The sequence below is a fragment of the Streptomyces sp. SID11385 genome (assembly GCF_010548245.1).
Classification (GTDB): domain Bacteria; phylum Actinomycetota; class Actinomycetes; order Streptomycetales; family Streptomycetaceae; genus Streptomyces.
The window spans coordinates 1-19,966 of sequence record NZ_JAAGLR010000751.1 but is presented as its reverse complement, the minus strand read 5'-3'; the positions used below and the strand labels follow the sequence as shown (position 1 = coordinate 19,966).

Sequence of the window (19,966 nt, the reverse complement as noted above, 5' to 3'; positions counted from 1 at the left end):
CGTGGGCCGCGACCGGACCCCGCCCGCCGACATGCGCGCCTTCCTCGGCGACGACGGCACCGTGGACCTGCGCTGGCAACTCCACCTCGACGGCGATCCGCTCACCGACGAGGAGGCGGCGGCCGTCGCCGACGCGGGACGCCCGGTGGTACGCCTCCGCGGCGACCAGGTGTTCCTCGGCCCCGAACTCGCCCGGAAGGCCCGGGACCGCGCGCTGCCGCCGCTCACCGCCGTGGAGGCGCTCGCGGTCGCCCTCACCGGGTACGCGGAGATCGGCCGCGCACAGGTGCCCGTCGCCGACGGCCCCTGGCTCGCCGCCCTGCGCACGCTCCTGACCGCCCCCGCGGGCGACACGGCAGTCGAGCAGCCCGCCGCGCTCGCGGCACGTCTGCGCGCGTACCAACTGCGCGGCCTCGACTGGCTCGTGCGGATGACCTCGCTCGGCCTCGGCGGCTGCCTCGCCGACGACATGGGCCTCGGCAAGACGGTCCAGCTCATCGCGCTCCACCTCCACCGCCAGGAGCACCAGGGCACCCGCGGCCCCACCCTCGTCGTGTGTCCCGCCTCGTTGCTCGGCAACTGGGAGCGGGAGATCCGCAGGTTCGCCCCCGGCACCGCCGTGCGCCGCTTCCACGGCGCCGGACGCGGCGTCGAGGGCGCGGACGACGGCTTCGTGCTGACCACGTACGGGACGATGCGCCTGGACGCGGAGCGGCTCGGCGCGCACCGCTGGGGGCTGCTCGTCGCCGACGAGGCCCAGCACGTGAAGAACGCGTCGTCCGCCACGGCCCGGGCGCTGCGGCTGATCCCCGCCGCCGCGCGCATCGCACTCACCGGGACACCCGTGGAGAACGGCCTCTCCGAGTTGTGGGCCCTCCTCGACTGGACCTCGCCCGGTCTGCTCGGCACCCAGGCCCGTTTCCGGCGCCGCTGGATCGCCCCCATCGAGGCCGAGCGTTCCGCCGCGGCCCCGGGCGGGGGACCCGGCGCCACCGCCGAGCGCCTCGCCCACCTCGTCCGGCCCTTCCTGCTGCGCCGCCGCAAGTCCGACCCGGGCGTGGCCCCCGAGCTGCCGCCCAAGACCGAGACCGATCACCCCGTGTCGCTGACCGCTGAGCAGAGCGGCCTCTACGAGGAGCAGGTGCGGACCACGATGGCCGAGATCCGCTCGGCCACCGGAATCGCCCGCGGTGGACTGGTCCTCCGGCTGCTCACCGGGCTCAAGCAGATCTGCAACCACCCCGCACAGTTCCTCAAGGAGACGGAGCCGACGCTGTCCGGTCGCTCCGGCAAACTGGCCCTGCTCGACGAACTGCTCGACACGATCCTGGCGGCGGACGGCGCCGCGCTGGTCTTCACCCAGTACGTCACGATGGCCCGGCTTCTCGAACGGCACCTGCGGGAGCGCGGCATCGCGGCTCAACTGCTGCACGGGGGCACGCCGGTGGCCCGGCGCGAGGAGCTGGTGCGCCGCTTCCAGGACGGCGAGGTGCCGGTCTTCCTGCTGTCGCTCAAGGCGGCGGGCACGGGCCTCAACCTGACCAGGGCCGACCACGTCGTGCACTACGACCGCTGGTGGAACCCGGCCGTCGAGGCACAGGCGACCGACCGGGCCCACCGCATCGGGCAGACGCGGCCCGTGCAGGTGCACCGGCTCATCGCGGAGGGCACGATCGAGGACCGGATCGCGTCGCTGATGGACGCCAAGCGGGAACTGGCCGACGCGGTACTCGGCAGCGGCGAGCGGGCACTGAGCCGGCTCGGGAACGACGAACTGGCGAGCCTGGTGGCCCTGAGGAGCGTGCGATGAGCGAGCGACCCGACGACCGGCCACGGGGTTTCGCCGCCTTCCCGCCGCAGAAGAGCGGCGCGGCCCGCGGCCGGTCCCGGTGGGCCAGGGACTGGATGGCGGCGGTGGAGGACGGCTGGCCCGTCGGCGCGTCGCTCAAGCAGGGACGGACGATCGCCCGCTCGGGCCGCCTCGGCCCCCTGACGGCCGGTCCTGGACACCTCGCGGCCCAGGTGTACGAGGACGCGGACGAGCCGTACACCGTGGCCCTCGCGCTCCCGGAACAGGACGACGAACGGTGGGACGCCCTGTGGGAGCGGGTCGCCGACCGCCCGGCCGGGACGGCGGCGCTGCTCGCGGGGGAGTTGCCGCCGGAACTCCTGGAGGCGGCGGAGGACGCCCGTTTCGCCCTGCTGCCCGGGTACGGCGAACTGGACGCCGCCTGCGGCTGCGACGCTCCGGAGCATCCGTGCGCGCACGCGGTCGCCCTGGCGTGGCAGTTCTCGTGGCTGCTCGACGAGGACCCGCGGCTGCTGCTCCTCGTACGCGGCCGGGGCTGGACGACGGCCCTGGAGGAACTGCGGTCCGTCCTCTTCCTGCGCGCGCTGACCGGGGACGAGCCGGCCGCGGACGAGACGGAACCGGACGCCGTTCCCGACCCCGAGGGGACGCCGCCCGCAGAGGCGTACGCCCTCCCACGCGTCCCCCTCCCGGCGCTCCCGCCCCTGCCCGAACCCGCCGAGAACACCACCGAGCCGGTCACCGGCATCGAGGCGGACCCGCTGGAGCGGCTGGTGGCCGACGCCGCCGCACGCGCCACCGAGTTGTACGCGTACGTCCTGGGGACGGCCGCCGAGCCGCCCCCGCCGCTCGACCGGTGGCGGGACACCGTACGGATCGCCGCGACCCACCCCGATCCCCGCGTGCCGGCGCGGCTGCGGGAGACCTGCGGGCGGCCGGACGCACTGGACCGGGCGGCCGAGGCATGGCGGTGGGGCGGAGCCGAGGGGCTGACGGTCCTCGAAGAGACCTGACAGCCCGACGCGCCCGCCGTCGCCCGGGCCCGCACGTCCCTCGCGACCGGCTGGGAGGACGAGGACTTTCCCGCCCCCGTCGTCACCGGTAACCACTGGACGCTCGCGCCGCGGGGCCTCCAGCTCCGCTACGGCCGGGACGCGCGCTGGTACCCCTACCGCGACCGCTCCGGCACCTGGTGGCCCGCGGGACCCCCCACGCACGACCCCGCCCTGGCACTCGCCGAACTCCTCGGGGACTGAGGCGGCGGACGCCATGGGGGCGTTGGGGGTGGTTCCCGCCGTCGGCACGGGCGCCTCACGCGTCACGTTCACCGCCCTGACGGGCGGCAGCCCGCGCGCGGACTGCCGCGAGACCGCGACGGCCATGGCGAAGGTGCGACCGCCGTCCCCGCTCGGCACCGCGATGTGACCACGGACACCCGTACGACGTTCACCACGGACGGCGCCCGCCTGCCCGAGCCGCGTTCGTGCGGCGCACTCGGCTGCCACCCCGCCCCCACGGCGAAGAGCGTCGCGGCGGCGAGTGCCACCGGCGATCCGCGCATATCGGCTCCTCTCGCCCAACTGTCCTCGCTCATTGTGTTTGCGTGACTACGAAACGCTAAGAGTGATCTGGAGCCCGAACAAGCGAACGCCCGACGGCAGGTGGACCTGCGCGCCGCCCCCTCGTTCGCACGGCCACCGCTTTCTGTAATGAAAACCATTGTCGTATGCTGCTTCCGTGCCGCGCCGTACCTGGCCTCGCGGCGGCCCGGCAGGGCCTCAGCAAGCACGAAGGACTGCGATGAAAACCGGTATCCACCCCCCGTACGGCCCCGTCGTCTTCCGCGACCGGGCGGCGGGATTCGCCTTTCTGACCCGTTCCACCATGACGAGCGAACGGACCGTCGAGTGGGAGGACGGCCGCACCTACCCGGTGGTCGACGTCGAGATCTCCTCCGCGAGCCACCCCTTCTACACCGGCACCGCGCGGGTCGTGGACGCCGCCGGGCGGGTCGAGCGTTTCGAGCGGCGCTACGGGCGAGGGGCCCGCCGATGAGGCCGCGGGAGGCCCCGCTGCCCGTGGTGCTCGTGGCGGGCATCCACGCCGAGGCGCGGGCGCGGACGGTCGCCCACCTGCTGCGCGTGGTGCCCGGCAGTGTCGTGCTCCACCACGACCTGCGCGACGCCGCCTCGGGAGCGGTCGTACGCGAGGTGCGCGACGCCTCGGGCACGCGCGCGACCGGCGAGACGCCGCTCGTCAACGACTGCGCGTGCTGCGCGTTGCGCGAGGACCTGGTCCCCGAGCTGCGGCGGCTGGCACGCGACGGGTCCACGCGCCTGGCCGTCGTCGAACTCTGGGACTCCGTCGAGCCGCGCGCGATGGCCGAGGTCGTCGTCGCGCACGCGGGGGAACTGCTCCGGCTCGGCAACGTGCTGACCGCCGTCGACCCCGCCCTCGTGCTGGCCTGCCTCGGCAACGGGGACGAACTCGCCGAGGCCGGTCTCGCCGCCGCGCCGAGCGACGAGCGCACCATCGGGGACACCTTCGCGCGGCAACTGGAGTACCCGGGCCTCCTCGTCCTCGCCGGTCAGGACGAGGAGTGCGCCCCGGACGACCTCGCGCTGCTCGCCCAGCTGAACCCCACCGCGCGGCGTCTGCCGCTCGGTTCCCCCGAACTGCCCGGCCTGCTGCGCGCCGGCTTCGACATCGAGGCGGCGGCGGCCGCGCAGCACCCCGCGACGGCCTTTCTCCCGCGGGACGCGCTCGAGGCCGGGATCGGCACGCTCGTCTGGCGCCACCGCCGCCCCTTCCACCCCGGGCGCCTCTACGAGGCGCTGGAGGAGCTGTGCTGCGCGGCGGTACGCAGCCGGGGCCGCTTCTGGCTCGCCGACCGGCCCGACACGCTCCTGCACTGGGACGCGGCCGGCGGCGCCCTGTGCGTGGAGGCGGCCGGTCCCTGGCTGCGCGGACTGCCGGAGGCGGCCTGGGAACTCGTACCCCCGCTGCGCCGGGCCGCCGCCGCGCTCGACTGGGACCCCGAGCACGGTGACCGCGAGCAGCACCTCGTCTTCACCTCGCCGGACCTCGACCGCGAGGCAATCGCCGCCGTCCTCGCCTCCTGCGTCCTGACCGACGCCGAGATGGCACGCGGCACGGAGGCGTGGAAGGAGTTCCCCGCCGCGTTCGACCAGTTCCTCGACCCCGTCCACTGACCCCGCACCAAGGAGTTCCCCCGTGCCCCGCACCACCACCGACCGCCGCCGTGACCACCGCACTTCGCGCCCCAATCCGCTGGACGCCGCGGGGATCACGTACATCGACTACAAGGACACCGACCTGCTGCGGAAGTTCCTCTCCGACCGCGGCAAGATCCGCGCCCGCCGCGTCACCCGGATGAGCGTCCGGCAGCAGCGGCGGCTCGCCACCGCGATCAAGAACGCCCGGGAGATGGCGCTCCTCCCGTACGGCGGCCGCTGAGCCGCGGCCCCGCGCGCCGCCCGTTCCAGCGCCACCACCTCCCCGTTCCCGCACCCCCGCACCAGAAAGGCAGCCCCATGGCCGTCCCCAAGCGCAAGACCTCCCGCGCCCGCACCCGGCACCGCAGGGCGCAGTGGAAAGCGAGCGCCCCGAAGCTCGTCACCGTCACCGTGCACGGAGTCGCCCACCGCGTTCCCCAGCACCTCGCGGCGGCCTACCGGCGCGGCCTGCTGCGCCCCGAGGCGTGAGCGGGGCGGCCGAGGATCAATTTTTGGAAACGAAAGTCATTACGGACGGCATCCAAGGTCGTAGTGACATTCATTTTCATATAGCGTGACGAGCGGCTGCCGCCCCCGAGGCGGCGCCGTTCGTCATCACTTCCGCCACCCGTTCTGGAGATACCTGTGCGCATCACCCCCTCACGCTCCCTCGCCGTCCTCATATCCGGCGCGTCCCTTCTCGCCGTCGCCGCGTGCGGGAACTCGTCCGGCTCCGGCACCTCCTCCGAGGGCAAGGACAGCGCGAAGCCCGCCGCCTCGGGCGGCTCCTCCGCCCCCGTGACCGTCGCGGCCTCCACCAACGTCTACGGCGACATCGTCAAGAGCGTCGGTGGCGACAAGGTCGAGGTCACCTCCTTCATCTCCGACCCGGACCAGGACCCGCACTCCTACGAGGCCGACACCCGCAACCAGCTCGTGCTCTCCAAGGCCGCGCTCGTCGTCGAGAACGGCGGCGGCTACGACGACTTCATGGACCGCATGCTCAAGAGCGCGGGCAACTCCTCCGCCGACGTGCTCAACGCGGTGAAGATCTCCGGCAAGACCGCTCCCGAGGGCGGCGAACTCAACGAGCACGTCTGGTACGACCTGCCGACCGTCGCCAAGCTCGCCGACCGGATCGCCGCCGCACTCGGCAAGGCCGCCCCCGCCGACGCGGACGCCTTCCAGGCCAACGCCGAGAAGTTCAAGGCGGCCCTGAAGCCGCTGGAGGACAAGGAGGCCGCCCTCAAGAAGGCGCACGGCGGCGAGGCGATCGGCATCACCGAGCCCGTACCCCTCTACATGACCGAGGCCGCCGGGCTCGTCAACAAGACGCCCGAGGACTTCAGCGAGGCCATCGAGGAGGGCGACGACGTCTCCCCGAAGGTGCTCCGGGACACCCTCGCGCTCTACCAGGACAAGAAGGTCGCGGCGCTCGTCTACAACTCCCAGACCTCCGGGCCGCAGACGGAGAAGGTCGCCGACGCGGCGAAGAGCGCCGGAGTGCCCGAGGTGCCCGTGACGGAGACCCTGCCGAAGGGCGAGGACTACCTCACGTGGATGGGCGCGACCATTGACTCCCTCGCCGACGCGCTCGGCAAGTGAGCGGGACCGCGATGATCCCACAACCCCGCGACGGCACCGAGGCGACGGGCACGGGTGCGGGCGAGCAGTCCGCCGAGACGCCCGGAAGCCGTGCCGCCGGGGCCGCCGCCGCCGCGCTGCTCAGCATGCGCGGCGGCGCCGTCGCCCACGGTCGGCGCACTGTCTGGCAGGACCTCGAACTCGACGTCCGTCCAGGGGAGTTCCTCGCCGTGCTCGGCCCCAACGGCGCGGGCAAGACGAGCCTGCTGCGGGCGCTGCTCGGCCGGCAGCCGCTCTCCGCGGGGACGCTGACCGTCCTCGGCGGGCCCGCGCACCGCGCCAACCGGCACGTCGGCTACATCCCCCAGCAGGCGAGCCTCTCCGCCCAGACCCCGGTCCGCGCCCGCGACCTCGTCCGCTTCGGGCTCGACGGCCACCGCTTCGGCCCGCGCCGCTCCCGCCGGGCGGATCGCGAGCGCGTGGACGAACTCCTCGCCTCCGTCGGGGCCGCAGCCTACGCGAACGCCCCCCTCGGCGAACTCTCCGGCGGGGAACGCCAGCGGGTACGGGTCGCGCAGGCACTCGCCACCGACCCGCGCCTCCTGCTCTGCGACGAGCCGCTCGTCTCGCTCGACCCGCACCACCAGCGGGCCGTCACCGAACTCATCGACGCCCGCCGCCGCTCGCACGGCACCGGGATCGTCTTCGTCACCCACGAGATCAACCCCGTCCTCGACCTCGTGGACCGCGTCCTCTACCTCGCGCCCGGCGCGCACCGCACCGGCACCCCCGAGGACGTCCTCACCACCGCGTCCCTCTCGCGCCTGTACGGCACGCACGTCGACGTCGTACGGATCGGGGGCCGGGTCGTGGTCGCGGGCGCCTACGAGGAACCGGCCCACCACCCCGGGGAACCGCACCCGCACCACGGAGTCCGCCGATGAACCTCGCCGACGGCGTCTGGCACCAGCTCTTCGCCTACGACAACTACGGGGAACTCCTCGGCCTCGTCCGCAACTCACTGATCGTCGGGGCGGCCCTCGGCCTCGTCGGCGGGCTCGTGGGCGTCTTCGTCCTCCTGCGCGACCTGCCCTTCGCGGTCCACGGCATCAGCGAGCTGTCCTTCGCGGGGGCCTCGGCGGCCCTGCTGCTGGGCGTCAACGTCGTCGCCGGTTCCCTGCTCGGCTCACTCGTCGCGGCGGGGGTCATCGGCGTCCTGGGCGCGCGCGCCAAGGACCGGAATTCCGCGATCGGCATCCTCATGCCGTTCGGCCTCGGCCTCGGCGTCCTCTTCCTCGCGCTCTACAAGGGCCGCGCCGCGAACAAGTTCGGGCTCCTGACCGGACAGATCGTCGCGGTGGACACCCCGCAGACGGCGTGGCTGCTCGGCACCTCGGCCGTCGTCCTGCTCGCCCTCGCCGTCGTCTGGCGCCCGCTCACCTTCGCGAGCACCGACCCCGAGGTGGCCGAGGCGCGCGGCCTGCCGGTCCGCTCCCTCTCCCTGGCCTTCATGCTGATCCTGGGCCTCGCCGTCGCGCTGTCGGTGCAGGTGGTGGGCGCCCTGCTGGTCCTGACCCTCATCGTCACGCCCGCGGCCGCCGCCGCCAGGATCACCAGCTCGCCCGTCCTGCTTCCCCTCCTCAGCGTCGCCTTCGCCGTCCTGTCCGTCGAGGGGGGCATCCTCCTCGCCCTCGGCAGCAGCGTCCCCATCAGCCCGTACGTCACGACGCTCTCCTTCGCGATCTACGTGGGCTGCCGCCTCGGCGCCCGCCTGCGCACCGGAGCCGAGCGGCGCGCTCCCGCCCCCGCCCCGCCGCGCGCCGGGACGGCCACGAGCCCCCGCGGGAACGGCTGAAAGCGCCTCGGGCCGCCGGACGACGTGTCCGGCGGCCCGAGGCGTGCGCGCGGCAGAGGCAGGGTCCACGAACTGCCGCGCCTCCGTCAGCCGGCGGTCCCCGACCCGTGTTCCTCCGGGCACTCGGCGCACCATCCGCTCAGCTCCAGGGTGTGCGCCACGGCGCGGTAGCCGGACTCCTCCATCACCTCGGTCACCCACCGCTCGACCACCTCGGCGTCCACGGCGAGACTCGCTCCGCACCCGCGGCAGACGAGGTAGTGCCGGTGCTCCCCGGCGGGCCGCCAGCGGTAGAGGCGACCGCCGGAGCCGTCGCGCGTGACGTCGACGCGGCCGGTCTCCTCGAACAGGCGCAGCGTCCGGTAGACGGTCGTGAGCCCGACCGCCGCCCCGCCGGCGGCGAGGAGGGTGTGGAGCGCCGGAGCGGAGACGAAACCGTCCGCCCCGCGCAGCGCCTCGCGCACCGCGGCGCGCTGGCGCGTGGAGCGCGTCTCCCGGCGCGATGTTCCGTACACAGAACTCGTCCTCCCCTCGCGGAAGCGCCCACGAGGTGCGCGCGGACTGGGATTTCGGCGGTCGGGCGTCGTGCTCCGGCCGTCATGCGAGGTAGCATACGACAACGATTTTCATTACCGTACGGGGCTCCGTGCCCCGCGAAGGAGAGACCGGTTCATGTCCGCACACTGCCAACTCACCGGAAGCGCACCCGCTTTCGGCAACAAGGTGTCCCACTCGCACCGCCGCACCTCGCGCCGCTTCGACCCGAACATCCAGCGCAAGAGGTACTGGCTGCCCAGCGAGGGCCGCTACGTCCGGCTCGTGCTGAGCGCCAAGGGGATCAAGACCGTCGACGCCCTCGGCATCGAAGCCGCCGTCGCCCGTATCCGTGCCCGGGGGGTCCGCGTCTGATGGCCAAGAAGAGCAAGATCGCCAAGAACGACAAGCGCCGCGAGATCGTCGCGCGCCACGCCGCCCGCAGGGCCGAGCTGAAGGAGATCCTGCGCCGCCCGGACTCCGGCGAGGCCGACAGGAGCGCCGCCCTGCGCGAGCTGCGCCGCCAGCCGCGCGACGCGAGTGCCACCCGCATGCGCAACCGCGACAGCGTGGACGGCCGCCCCCGGGGCCATCTGCGCATGTTCGGCCTCTCGCGCGTCCGCTTCCGCGAGCAGGCCCACGCGGGCTTCCTGCCGGGAGTGACCAAGTCCTCCTGGTGAGGAACGAGCGCGCCCGCCGTGGGGGACGCCCGCCGTGCGGGGCGCCTGCCGTGGGGGGAGCCCGCCGTGGGGAATGCCCGCTCGATGTGAGCAATATCGTGCAAAGGCTGAGCGTTATTGCTCAACTCCTCCCGGGGGGCGCAGAGTGTGGGGGTCGTTTCTCCTGACCTAGGACCCACACCATGTCCCTGCCGTATTCACCGTCCGTCCCGCCCGAAGAGCCCGAAGCCGCCCTCGAAGCCAGCCTCGCGCTGGTGGCGGGGCGGCGGGGGGTGCCCATGCTCGTATCGCTGCGCGACGCGGGGCAGCGGTACGAGCCCGAGGCGGTGGCGCCCGCGCCGGAGGAGGACGGGGCCGACCCCCTCCTCGCGGCCGAGTTCGACGAGTTCCACGCGCGGCTCGCCCCGGCGGCCGGTGGCGGCGAGGCCGGGGTGATCGCCGCCTTGCAGGCCCTCGCGTACCGGCACCTGGGGCCGGGAAGGGCGGGCGGGAGCGGCGGCACGGGCGCGGCGCGGACGCTGCCGACCGGTCAGCCGCGGGTCGGCGCGGCGGACACGGCCGCCGACCTGCGCGCCGGTCGCTATCTGCGGCTCGTGAACTACCACAACACCCCGGCCAGCTGGAAGGACGAGCTGGTCGAGGAACTGCGCGGCTACGCACGGGACTTCGCGACCGTCGGCGTCGCCGACCTGGAGCACTTCGTGACGACGGGCCGCTGGCCCGGCGGACGCCCGGGACTCCTGCCGGTCTTCTACGAGGGGTACCGCGACAACTACGAGATCGCGGCGGCGGCCTGCGAGGAGGCCGGCGTCATCGGCTGGTTCTTCGTGTGCACCCAGTTCGTCGACACCCCCGTGGCCGAGCAGTACGACTTCGCCCCGGCGCACCGGATCAAGCTCGTGGACGAGAACCGCCCGGGCGAGCGCCTCGCCATGACCTGGGAGGAGATAGCGGACCTCCACCGGCGCGGGCACGTGGTCACCCCGCACACCGCCTCGCACGCCCTCGCCCGGACGACCCTGGGCGCCGAGGACATCGCGCGTGAGGTGAGCGAGCCGAAGCGGCTCATGGACGCCGTCACCGGGGGCAGCGCCCCCGCCACCGCCTGGCTGGAGGGCACCAACTGGTCGGGCGAGTCCGCGGCCGACCGGGCCGTCGCCGCGTCCGGGTACCGCTACGTGTTCGGCAACACCATGGTGCAGCGGCTGCCGAGGTGACACGTGTGGGGGAGGCGGCACCGGCCGCCTCCCCCACACACGGGACATTCCCGCGGCTCAGCCCAGGTACTGGATCATCGTGTTCCCGAACTGGTAGCGGTAGCCCGCCTCCCGGAGTGCTTCGTCCACCCGGGAGTGCGCGCCGAAGGGAGTGCCCCAGAGGAACGCGGTGGCGGGCGCGCTCTGGCCGGTCACCTCGTCCATACGGCGCTTCGGCGCGAAGATCTCCCGTTCGAGGTCCTCGTCGGTGCGCAGCCCGGCCGCCTCCGCGTGCGAGGCCGTATGAGGGGTCACCACGTGCCGGCGGCTGAGCGCGGCGACGTCGTCCCACGTCATCGCGAGCCGGTCGCCCTCGCGGTCCTCCGCCACGAGGTCGATGTTGTGCGCGTTGGCGTAGTCGTACTGCTCGGCCACCGGCACGTCGAGGAAGGCCGTGCAGATGAAGAACCAGGCGGTGAGCCCCACTTCCTCGGCGAGCGGCCCGGCCACCTCCGCGTTGTTGCGGTAGCCCTCGTAGAAGACGGGGATGACGCCGGGACGGTCCTTGTGCCAGCGGCCCGTCGCGCGGAAGCGGTCGAGATCCTCCAGGTCGACCGGGGCGAAGTGGCGGGCCAGTTCTTCCAGTTCACCCCGGATCTTGTCCGTGTCCGCGTGCGGGGTGTTGTGGTAGTTGACCACGCGCAGGTACTGGCCGGAGCGCAGGGCCTGTTCCTGCCCGGCGAAGGACGGCAGGCGGGAGGGGGCGTCGTTCATCGGGCGTCTTCCTTCCGGGCGTCGCCGCCGTGCGGGGTGAGATGTGCCGCGCCCATCACCTGGAGCACGTCGATCAGAGCGGCTTCCGCGTCGTCGGCCGCCTCGGGGACGAGAGCCGCGCGGTAGTGGCCGAGCAGGTCCGCCAGCTCGGCGCCCTCCGCCTCGGGGGAGGCGTCCGCCGGTGGCGGAGCGGCCCCCTGAAGGGCGAGGAACATGGGAATGCCCTCCCGCTCCAGCACGCGTGCGCGCAGTGCGGTGAGGTAGGCACTCGGGTCGGGTACGGGATCGGTCACTGCCGGGCTCCTGGGGGGTACGTGGGGGACGGTCGGGGGAAGCGGCCGGTTCACCGGCCGGCCGGGGCGAGCAGGCGCAGGAGCGCGGCGACCGCCTCGGTGACGGCCTCGCGTCCGGCCCCGAGGTAACGGCGCGGGTCCACGCCCTCGCGTGCGGCCAGTTCGGCGCGGACGGCCCCGGTGAAGGCCGTGTTCAGGTGCGTACCGAAGTTGATCTTCCGCATCCCGGCGGCGACGGCGGCGACGAGCGCGCTGTCGGGCACGCCCGAGGAGCCGTGCAGGACGAGGGGGACGTCGACGGCCTGCCGCAGCCGGGAGATCAGGTCCTGGTCGAGCGTGGCGGTACGGCTCGTCATGGCGTGCGAACTGCCCACGGCGACCGCGAGGGCGTCGACGCCGGTCGCGCGTACGTACTCCGCGGCCTCCGCGGGGTCGGTACGCGCGGTCGCCGAGTGCACACCGTCCTTGCCGCCTATCTCGCCCAGTTCGGCCTCCACCCAGACGTCGTCCGCGTGCAGGCGCTCGGCCACGGCCGCCGTGCGGGCCACGTTCTCGGTGTGCGGCAGCCGCGAGGCGTCGAACATGACGGAGCCGCAGCCCAACGCGGGCGCGCGCAGAGCCAGTTCCTCGTCCTCGACGTGGTCCAGGTGGAGAGCGAGCGGCGCCTCGCACCGTTCGGCGACGGCGACGCAGGCGGCGAGGAGGGGGGCGGGATCGTCGTGGTGGTAGCGCACCGCGTTGTGGCTGACGGCGAGCAGCGCGGGGGAGCCGGTGCGGGCGCAGGCGCGCGCCACCGCCTCGGCGTGTTCGAGGGTGATGACGTTGAAGGCGAGGACGGCGGACGTCGTGCGCACGGCGTGCGAGACGAGGGCGGCGGTGGGGACGAGAGGCATGTGACTCCGTTCGGGGCGGGAGGAGGACGGGCGCGGGGCGCGGTGTGCCGGGGTGCTCAGGCCGCGACGACCTTGCTCCCCTGGCGCGTGAGTGCCGCGCAGACCGGGTGGGCGGCGCCCGCGTCGGTCACGAGGGTCGACACCTGGTCCAGCCGCGCGAGGCGGACCGGGCCCCGCCTGCCGAGCTTCGACTCGTCGGCGAGGACGACGATGTCGCGCGCGGCGGCGAGCAGCGCCCGGTCGGTCTGGGCCTCGTCCACGTGCGCGCCGGTGAGCCCGGTCTCCGCGTCGAGGCCGAAGGAGCTGGTGAAGAGCTGGTCGATCTGGAGCTCGGCGAGCGCGCGTTCGGCGAGGTGCCCGAGCAGGGACTGCTCCCGGTGGCGCAGCACCCCGCCGAGCACGATGACGTCCACGGCGGCCGTCGCGGAGAGGACCTGGGCGATCGGCAGGGCGTTGGTGACGACGGTGAGCCCACGGCGCTCGCCCAGCCGGGCGGCGAGGGTCTCCGTCGTCGTGCCGCCGCTGATGAGCACCGTGCTGTGGTCGCGGATGAGCGGCAGGGCGGCCTCGGCGATGCGGCCCTTCTCCTCCCACTGCGTCGCGGCCCGCTGCGGCTGGTCGGGCTCGAAGGCCCCGTCGAGCACGGTGGCCCCGCCGTGGACGCGGCGCAGCATCCCCTCCTCCTCCAGCTCGCGCAGGTCGCGCCGGACCGTGGAGGGGGAGATGCGCAGCAGGTCGGACAACTCCTGGACGTTGACCGTGCCGCGGTGCCGCAGCCGGGTCAGGACCGCGTGCCGGCGCTGGGGCGCGAGGAAGAAATCAGTACCCACGGGCCCGGTCCACCAGGTTGAGCAGGTCCTGCCCGGCGAGGTGACGCCCGACGTTGGCGCTGACGAGCTCCAGGGTCTGCTCCTCGTAGTCGGGTGCGAAGCCCGCCACGTGCGGGGTCAGCAGCACCCCCGGTTCGTCCCACCACGGGTGGCCCGCGGGCAGCGGCTCCGCGTCGAAGACGTCGAGGGCGGCCCCGGCGACCCGCCCCGAACGCAGCCCCGCGCGCAGCGCCTCCTCGTCGAGGATGCCGCCGCGCGAGACGTTCACGACCATCGCGCCCTCCTTGAGGCGCGCGACGGCCTCGGCGTCGATCATCCCGCGCGTCTCCTCGGTGAGCGGGCAGGTCAGGACGAGGTAGTCGCAGCGGGCGAGGAAGGCGTGCAACTCGTCCGGCGTGTACAGCTCGGCCTCGGCCTCCTGCGCGGCCTCGCCGAAGAACTCCCCGGCGCGCGTGCCGCGTTCCCGCTTGAGGCCGAGCACGGTCATGCCGAACTGCCCGGCGAGGCGGCCGATCTCCTTGCCGATGCGGCCGTAACCGACGATCCCGACCGTGGCGCCGCGCAGACGGCGGGGCATGAGGGTGTTCCAGCGCTCACCGAGCGAGGGCCACACCCCCGCGCTCTGCACCTGCACGGCGCGCGGCAGCCGGTGCGCGAGCCCGAGGATCATCATCATCACGTACTCGGCCATCGGCACGGGGGAGATGCCGCCGATGGTGGTCAGCGGAACGGGAAGGTCCCAGACGCTCGTCCCCTTGAGGTGGTCGGCGCCGGAGGTGTCGAGCTGGATCCACTCCAGCCGCGGGACGTCCGCGGCGGCGCGGGGGAAGACGGAACCGGTGTGCAGGATCTCGGTGCGCCGCCAGACCTCCCCGGGTATCTCCTCGGGCGCGCCGGCCCGGATCTGGGTCACCTCCAGGCGGGGATGGCGGGCGCGCAGTTCGTCGAGCCAGCGGTCCGGGAAGGCGAGGGTGCTGAGGTAGTGGACGGGGGCAGGAGTGCTCACTTGATTCCCGATCGTGCGAAGCCCTGGACGAAGTACTTCTGGAAGCAGAGGAAGAGGACGACCATGGGCAGGATGGAGATGAGGGCGAGCGCCATGATGGCGCCGTAGTCCGCGGTGTACTGGCCGTTGACGAACTGCATGCCGACCGAGAGCGTGAACAGGCGCTCGTCCTTGAGGACGGTCAGCGGCCACGCGAAGTCGTTCCACTGGTTGAGGAAGGTCAGCAGCGACAGGACGGCGATCAGCGGCTTGCACAGGGGCAGGACGACGGCGAAGAAGGTGCGCAGCCGCCCCGCGCCGTCCATCCGTGCCGCCTCGATGACCTCGTCCGGGATGCCGAGCATGAACTGCCGGGCGAGGAAGACCCCGAAGGCGGTGGAGGAGGCGGGGATGATGACCGCCCAGAAGCTGCCGAACAGCCCCATGGCGCTGACCAGTTTGAACTGCGGCACCATGAGGACCTGCACCGGCACGGTCATGGTGCTCAGCATGAGCAGGAAGAGCAGGTTGCGGCCGCGGAAGCGCATCTTCGCGAAGGCGTAGCCGGCGAGCAGGTTGCTGGAGACGGTGATGACCACGACGAGGCACGTGATGACGGTCGAGTTCATCGTCCACGTCCACACCGGCAGGCGGAAGACGCGACGGAAGTTGTCCAGCGTCGGCGCGCTCGGCCACCACCGCAACTGCGAGGTGTGCAGGTCGGCGAGGGGCGAGAAGGCGACGAGGAGCATCCAGAACAGCGGGAGGGCCATGGCGAGCCCGATGACGGCGGCGGCCACCGCGCGCACCACGCGCGCGCGATCCCGTCGGCGCCCGGTCGCGACGGGCGGTTGCTGGGTCGAGGTGATGGACATCGGCGTCCTTCGTGAGGCGATGGCGTCGGGGGAGGGGGCGAGGGACGGGACGCGGGTCAGCCGACGGTGTCCCGGTTCTTGCTGAAGCGCCACTGGAGTGCCGTGAAGATCATGACGATGACGTACAGCACGATGCCGATCGCGGCGGCGTAGCCCTGCTGCCTGCCCTGGAAGCCGTTGCGGTAGGCGTAGGTGATCATCACGTCGGTGGAGTGGCCGGGCCCGCCGAGGGTCATGACGTACACGGTGTCGAAGACCTGGAAGGAGTAGATGACGTTCATGATCAGCAGGAAGAACGTCGAGGGACCGAGCAGCGGGATCGTGATGTGGCGCAACCGCTGCCAGAAACCGGCCCCTTCCACGTCCGCCGCCTCGTACATCTCCGGCGAGATGCCCTGGAGCCCCGCGAGGTAGATGACCATGTTGAAGCCCGCCCGCATCCACAAGGTGATGAGGACGACGGAGGCCATCGCGGCGGTGCCGCTGGTCTGCCAGGGGGCGGCGGGCAGACCGAGCGTGGTGAGGAGCTTGTTGAGCAGGCCGATGTTCTGGTCGAACATCAGGGTGCCGATGAGCGCGGTCGCGACCCCGGAGATGACCATGGGGAGGTAGACGAGGGTGCGCCACAGCGGCCGGGCGGGCATCACCTTGTTGAAGAGCAGGGCCACCGCGAGCCCGATCGCCATCTCCACGGGCACGGTGGCGACGCAGAAGACCCCGGTGTTGAGCACGGTGCGCCAGAAGACCGGGTCGCTCGCGAGCTGCCGGTAGTTGGCGAGACCGGCCCACGTGGCCGAGTCGAGGCCGGTGCTGTACTGGAAGCTCAGTACGACGGCCATGACCAGCGGGACCAGCAGGAAGACGGTGACCAGGACGAGGTTCGGTCCCAGCGTGCAGTAGGCGGCGAGCGTCTCGCGGAAGCGGGCCGCCCGGCGCGGGCGCGGCGCGGGGGAGTTGCTCGGGGACGCCTGCGGGCGGACGGCGCGCGGCGGCGAGGCTGTGGTGGCCATGGCGGCTCCAGGGTGCGGGCGAGGCCTAGACGGAGGCCAGGGCTTTGCGGGTGGATTCGGCGATGTGGTGCAGGGTGACATCGGCCGGCTGCCGGTTGACGAAGGCGGCTTCCAGCTCGTCCTGAAGGGCGGTGTTGATGCGGCCGAAGGACGGGACGGCGATCTGCGCGGTCATCGCCGGGGTGAGGGCGGTCGCCTGTTCCGCGTAGGTGGACATGAGATCGGGCCGGACGGCGTAGTCGAGACGCCGGTCGAGGAGTGTCCGGCGGCTGGGCAGCATGACGCCCTGCTCGCAGAAGCGCGCCATGTTCTCCTCCTCGACGAGGAACTTGAGGAAGGCGGCGGCGAGTTCGGGATTGTCGGTGTCCCGCGTCGCCGCGACGGCGTTCCCGCCGAGGTCGGTCGCGGCCTGCCTGCCGCGCGGCTGGTAGGTGACGCCGTACAGCTCCTTCTTCAGCGCCGGATCGATCGTGGGCAGCAGGAAGTCGCCCGCGAAGCTCATCGCCACGGTCCCGGCGGTGAAGGTCGAGTCGGGGTAGGCGGCGCTCTTGACGGAGCTGTTGGGCGGGACGAAGCCCTCGCGGAAGAAGTCCTGGGTGAAGCGCAGGGCCCGCAGACCGGCGGCGGACTCGATGGCCGGGGCGGTGAGGCTCTTGTCGAGAATCTGTCCGCCCGCCTCCCACAGCCAGGTGAGCCATCGGTAGGCGCCGGCCTGCTGCCAGCCGTAGACGAACGGGTAGACGCCGTGCAGCTTCTTGCGCAGGCGCGCGCAGATCTCGCTGAACTCGTCCCAGGTCCACGCCTCTTCCAGCGAGGAGGGGACGTGCGTGATGCCCGCCTCGCGGAACATGTCCTTGCGGTAGAGGACGGCCGTGGTGTCGGTGTGGTGCGGCACCGCGTAGGGGCGGCCTTCGTGGCACACGGCCTCCCACAGGGCGGGCAGGAAGCCCGTGCGGTCCTTCGTGGAGAAATAGGGGCTCAGGTCGAGGAGCTGACCGCTCGCGCTGTACATCCCGAGGTTCGCGTAGTCGCAGCGGAAGAGATCGGGGGCCCGGCCGCCCGCGAGCAGGGCGTCCATGTTCGCGTACATCTGCTCGTACGACTCAAGGCGGATCTGCACGCGTACGCCCCGGTGGCGGCGCTCGAAGGCGCGCCCGAGGGAGCGGAAGGCGGCCACCTCCGCGTCACTTCCCCACAGGGAGAACGTGAGCGTGTCGGGCCCGCCCGCCCCCGTGTTGGACGGCGAGAAGCCGGAGCGCCGGGCGAAGCCGACGGCTCCGGCTCCGGCGACGGCGGCGCCCAGCACCACTCTTCTGGCGACTGCCATGGGCACTTCCTTCGGGGTTCGTGAAGTAGTCCTCGGCGGTGGGAGGACGGGAGAGGGGGAGGCACCGGCGAAGTGGCGGCAAAGTTCCGGCCAGAGGGCGCCTCGATGTCTGTTTCTAGTCCGCGCGACCAAGGCCGGTCAATATCAATCAGGCTCTGATTTTTATTGCTCATTTTTCCTTGACGCTGCACACGGGCCGCCTTAGCCTCATGCGGACACTTGCCGTCCCTGTGCCCCGTCACCTGCGACGACGTGAACGTGACCGGCCGTGGGCGGTGTCCCGCCGCCCCCTTCCCCAGGAGGACCACTCATGCCGGTGATCCAGGTGACCGCGCCCCGCGCGACGGACGACCCCGCGCGTGATCTCGCGCGTCTGACCTCGCTCTGCGCCGCTGTGGCGGACGCGCTCGGCCTCCCGCCCTCCGGCGTGGTGGCGACCCTGTGCGAGGCCGTCGTGACGACGACCGGGGACGGGCCGGTCACGGCGTGGCCGCTCGCCGTCCTGCACGGTTCCGACCGGGGGGAGCACGCCACGGCTTCGGCACTCGCGGCGGCGGCGCGCTCCCTCGCCGAGGGCTGGGAGGTCCCGCCCGGCGAGGTGTGGGTGACGTGGGTGACGGGCGCGCCGCCGGCCCGGGGCTGAGCGGGGCGTACGGCTGAGCGGCGCGGGAGCGCACGGCGTACGGCTGAGCGGCGCGCGCCGCTCAGGTCCTGATGACCTCGACGCCCGCCGCCCGCAGCTCCCGTACGTCCTCCTCCGGCGCCGAGGAGTCGGTGATCACGCGGGAGAGCTGCGTGGCCGGAGCGACGCGGAGCGGGCCCGAGCGGCCGAATTTCGACCCGTCGACGAGCGCCGTGATCCGCCGTACGCGCGAGAGCAGCCAGCGGTCGGTCTCGGCCTCGTCCACGTGGGCGCCGCTTATCCCGGAGCCGGTGATGCCGTAGGCGCCCACGAAGGCCTCGTCGACGTGGAGTTCCTCCAGCGCCTGGCGGGTGAGGTGCCCGAGCAGGGACATCTCCCGGTGCCGCAGGTAGCCGCCGAGCACCACCGTGCTGATCTCCTCGTGCTGGGCGAGTTCGCCCGCGAGGTGCAGGGAGTTGGTGACGACCGTCAGCCGGTCCACGCCCGCGAGCAGCGGCACCATCGCGGCCGTCGTGGTCCCGCCCGTGATGAGGATCGTCGTGCCGGGGACGATGTGCTCCACGGCGGCGTTCGCCAGGGCGCGCTTCTCCCAGGGGGCGAACCCGCTCCTCTGCGGGCGGTCCGCCTCCACGGAGCCCGCCACTTCTGCCACGGCGCCGCCGTGCGTCCGGTTGAGCAGGCCCTGCGACTCCAGTGCGGAGAGGTCCCTGCGGATCGTGGAGGGACTGACATCGAGCCGCTCGGCGAGCTTGGCCACGTGCGCGACGCCTTCCGCGCGCACCACGTGGAGCAGCCTCTTCCTTCGCTCGGCGCCCAGCATGACCTGGTCTCTTCTCTCCTCGGCCGGGGCCGCGCGGGGTCTCGTCCCGCGTCGGCCGTCCCGCGACGGAGGAAGGTAGCCGTCCGCCACAAGGGAAACAGCTTACTTGTGGCGGTGGGCCGCCCGACCGGTGGCGTGCGGGGGCCGGGCGAATCCTCCGGCCTCGGGGGGCCACCGTATTGCCCGTGTGATCCCGTGGCCGGGTGCGGGAGTTACCGCGTCAGGCGGGGCGGGCCGACCAGGGCCGCACCTCGCCGAGGACCGCGTCCGCGGGGGCCGGGGCGTCGAGGAGCGCGAGAGCGGCGGCCGAGATGTCCTCGGGCGTGTGCCAGCGGGTGACGCCGGAGGCGGAGTGCCAGCCGAGCACGAGGCGCCGGGAACCGGCCGGGCCGGGTGGCAGCTCGGCGGGCGTCCAGGCGGAGGCGTCGGGGGAGTGCGCCACGTCGTCCGGGCCCGGCGCCGCCCACGCGCTCGGCAGGATCAGCACGCGGGTGCCCCGGATCAGCTCCTCGGCGAGCGGCACGGGGAGGGCCGGGGTGTAGACGAGGGCGCCCGCGAAGCCGTCGGGGCCGCCCGCGTCGCGGAGCGCCCGCGCGAAGCCCGGCGCGTGGGCGTCGGTCG

At 73.0% G+C, this 19,966-nt stretch carries 23 protein-coding genes and 2 pseudogenes; 14 read left to right on the top strand and 11 right to left on the bottom strand.

Translation table 11 applies throughout. The features are described from left to right. The 10 genes and pseudogenes from G3I42_RS23220 to G3I42_RS23175 all read left to right on the top strand — a co-directional run. Positions 1-1,810: DEAD/DEAH box helicase (locus tag G3I42_RS23220; RefSeq protein WP_164288933.1), on the top strand; the 1,810-nt coding region annotated here is incomplete at its 5' end. Continuing rightward, positions 1,807-2,823 (top strand): hypothetical protein, encoded by a 1,017-nt coding sequence (locus G3I42_RS23215; protein ID WP_343244636.1) that lies wholly within the window; start codon positions 1,807-1,809, stop codon positions 2,821-2,823. The genes G3I42_RS23220 and G3I42_RS23215, both read left to right, overlap by 4 nt. A gap of 304 nt (positions 2,824-3,127) precedes the next feature. Next, positions 3,128-3,345 (top strand): annotated as a pseudogene (locus tag G3I42_RS23210) (hypothetical protein); the annotation flags it as partial. A 265-nt stretch (positions 3,346-3,610) separates the two neighbouring features. Next, positions 3,611-3,865 (top strand): type B 50S ribosomal protein L31, encoded by a 255-nt coding sequence (locus G3I42_RS23205; protein WP_164288931.1) that lies wholly within the window; start codon positions 3,611-3,613, stop codon positions 3,863-3,865. Beyond that, positions 3,862-5,022: a GTP-binding protein gene (locus G3I42_RS23200; RefSeq protein WP_164288929.1), complete on the top strand. Its 1,161-nt coding sequence runs from the start codon at positions 3,862-3,864 to the stop codon at positions 5,020-5,022. Before G3I42_RS23205 ends, G3I42_RS23200 begins: the two co-directional genes overlap by 4 nt. A 22-nt stretch (positions 5,023-5,044) precedes the next feature. Beyond that, entirely contained in the window at positions 5,045-5,287 is a 243-nt protein-coding gene (gene rpsR / locus G3I42_RS23195; RefSeq protein WP_164288927.1) for a 30S ribosomal protein S18, read from the top strand. Positions 5,288-5,364: 77 nt separating this feature from the next. Next, positions 5,365-5,535 carry a 50S ribosomal protein L32 gene (rpmF, locus tag G3I42_RS23190; protein ID WP_164288925.1) on the top strand — a complete coding sequence of 57 codons (171 nt, stop codon included), beginning with the start codon at positions 5,365-5,367 and terminating at the stop codon, positions 5,533-5,535. Positions 5,536-5,691: 156 nt separating this feature from the next. After that, positions 5,692-6,651 (top strand): zinc ABC transporter substrate-binding protein, encoded by a 960-nt coding sequence (locus G3I42_RS23185; RefSeq protein WP_164288924.1) that lies wholly within the window; start codon positions 5,692-5,694, stop codon positions 6,649-6,651. An 11-nt stretch (positions 6,652-6,662) separates the two neighbouring features. Continuing rightward, positions 6,663-7,574, top strand: coding sequence for an ABC transporter ATP-binding protein (locus tag G3I42_RS23180; protein WP_164288922.1), 912 nt, complete (start codon positions 6,663-6,665; stop codon positions 7,572-7,574). Beyond that, positions 7,571-8,485, top strand: a complete 915-nt coding sequence (locus G3I42_RS23175) for a metal ABC transporter permease (RefSeq protein WP_164288920.1) — start codon at positions 7,571-7,573, stop codon at positions 8,483-8,485. The genes G3I42_RS23180 and G3I42_RS23175 overlap by 4 nt, the downstream gene beginning before the upstream one ends. A gap of 86 nt (positions 8,486-8,571) precedes the next feature. Here G3I42_RS23175 and G3I42_RS23170 read toward each other — a convergent pair whose 3' ends face one another. Then, the gene (locus tag G3I42_RS23170; protein ID WP_164288918.1) at positions 8,572-9,000 is read right to left on the bottom strand and encodes a transcriptional repressor; all 429 of its coding nucleotides are present in this window, start codon (positions 8,998-9,000) and stop codon (positions 8,572-8,574) included. Positions 9,001-9,157: 157 nt separating this feature from the next. Between G3I42_RS23170 and rpmB the strand changes: the two genes are divergently transcribed. From rpmB to G3I42_RS23155, 3 genes are all read left to right on the top strand, one after another. Beyond that, positions 9,158-9,394 (top strand): 50S ribosomal protein L28, encoded by a 237-nt coding sequence (rpmB, locus tag G3I42_RS23165; protein ID WP_164288916.1) that lies wholly within the window; start codon positions 9,158-9,160, stop codon positions 9,392-9,394. Next, positions 9,394-9,699 carry a 30S ribosomal protein S14 gene (gene rpsN, locus G3I42_RS23160; RefSeq protein WP_164288914.1) on the top strand — a complete coding sequence of 102 codons (306 nt, stop codon included), beginning with the start codon at positions 9,394-9,396 and terminating at the stop codon, positions 9,697-9,699. Before rpmB ends, rpsN begins: the two co-directional genes overlap by 1 nt. 182 nt (positions 9,700-9,881) lie before the next feature. Beyond that, complete coding sequence (locus tag G3I42_RS23155) at positions 9,882-10,916, top strand: polysaccharide deacetylase family protein (RefSeq protein WP_164288912.1); 1,035 nt, start codon at positions 9,882-9,884, stop codon at positions 10,914-10,916. Positions 10,917-10,973: 57 nt separating this feature from the next. Here G3I42_RS23155 and G3I42_RS23150 read toward each other — a convergent pair whose 3' ends face one another. Genes G3I42_RS23150 through G3I42_RS23115 form a run of 8 tightly spaced genes read right to left on the bottom strand, consistent with a single transcriptional unit; the run spans position 10,974 to position 17,882 of the window. Then, complete coding sequence (locus G3I42_RS23150) at positions 10,974-11,669, bottom strand: polysaccharide deacetylase family protein (RefSeq protein WP_164288910.1); 696 nt, start codon at positions 11,667-11,669, stop codon at positions 10,974-10,976. Next, positions 11,666-11,962 carry a hypothetical protein gene (locus tag G3I42_RS23145; RefSeq protein WP_164288908.1) on the bottom strand — a complete coding sequence of 99 codons (297 nt, stop codon included), beginning with the start codon at positions 11,960-11,962 and terminating at the stop codon, positions 11,666-11,668. The genes G3I42_RS23150 and G3I42_RS23145 overlap by 4 nt, the downstream gene beginning before the upstream one ends. 50 nt (positions 11,963-12,012) lie before the next feature. Beyond that, positions 12,013-12,855, bottom strand: a complete 843-nt coding sequence (locus G3I42_RS23140) for a class II fructose-bisphosphate aldolase (RefSeq protein WP_164288906.1) — start codon at positions 12,853-12,855, stop codon at positions 12,013-12,015. 56 nt (positions 12,856-12,911) lie between these two features. Continuing rightward, positions 12,912-13,685, bottom strand: coding sequence for a DeoR/GlpR family DNA-binding transcription regulator (locus tag G3I42_RS23135; RefSeq protein ID WP_164288904.1), 774 nt, complete (start codon positions 13,683-13,685; stop codon positions 12,912-12,914). After that, a complete protein-coding gene (locus G3I42_RS23130) occupies positions 13,675-14,691 on the bottom strand; it encodes a D-2-hydroxyacid dehydrogenase (protein ID WP_164288903.1) in 1,017 nt (338 codons plus the stop codon). Before G3I42_RS23130 ends, G3I42_RS23135 begins: the two co-directional genes overlap by 11 nt. Next, entirely contained in the window at positions 14,688-15,545 is an 858-nt protein-coding gene (locus G3I42_RS23125) for a carbohydrate ABC transporter permease (RefSeq protein ID WP_164288901.1), read from the bottom strand. Before G3I42_RS23125 ends, G3I42_RS23130 begins: the two co-directional genes overlap by 4 nt. 56 nt (positions 15,546-15,601) lie before the next feature. Then, positions 15,602-16,555: a sugar ABC transporter permease gene (locus G3I42_RS23120; protein WP_164288899.1), complete on the bottom strand. Its 954-nt coding sequence runs from the start codon at positions 16,553-16,555 to the stop codon at positions 15,602-15,604. Positions 16,556-16,580: 25 nt separating this feature from the next. Next, on the bottom strand, positions 16,581-17,882 hold the full coding sequence (locus G3I42_RS23115; protein WP_164288897.1) for a sugar ABC transporter substrate-binding protein: 1,302 nt from the start codon (positions 17,880-17,882) through the stop codon (positions 16,581-16,583). Between the two features lie 310 nt (positions 17,883-18,192). Between G3I42_RS23115 and G3I42_RS23110 the strand changes: the two genes are divergently transcribed. Further along, positions 18,193-18,525 carry a hypothetical protein gene (locus tag G3I42_RS23110; RefSeq protein WP_164288895.1) on the top strand — a complete coding sequence of 111 codons (333 nt, stop codon included), beginning with the start codon at positions 18,193-18,195 and terminating at the stop codon, positions 18,523-18,525. A 61-nt stretch (positions 18,526-18,586) separates the two neighbouring features. Here the strand turns inward: G3I42_RS23110 and G3I42_RS23105 are convergent, their stop codons facing one another. Next, positions 18,587-19,345, bottom strand: coding sequence for a DeoR/GlpR family DNA-binding transcription regulator (locus G3I42_RS23105; RefSeq protein ID WP_164288894.1), 759 nt, complete (start codon positions 19,343-19,345; stop codon positions 18,587-18,589). 220 nt (positions 19,346-19,565) lie between these two features. Further along, a pseudogene (locus tag G3I42_RS23100) lies at positions 19,566-19,966 on the bottom strand (hypothetical protein); the annotation flags it as partial.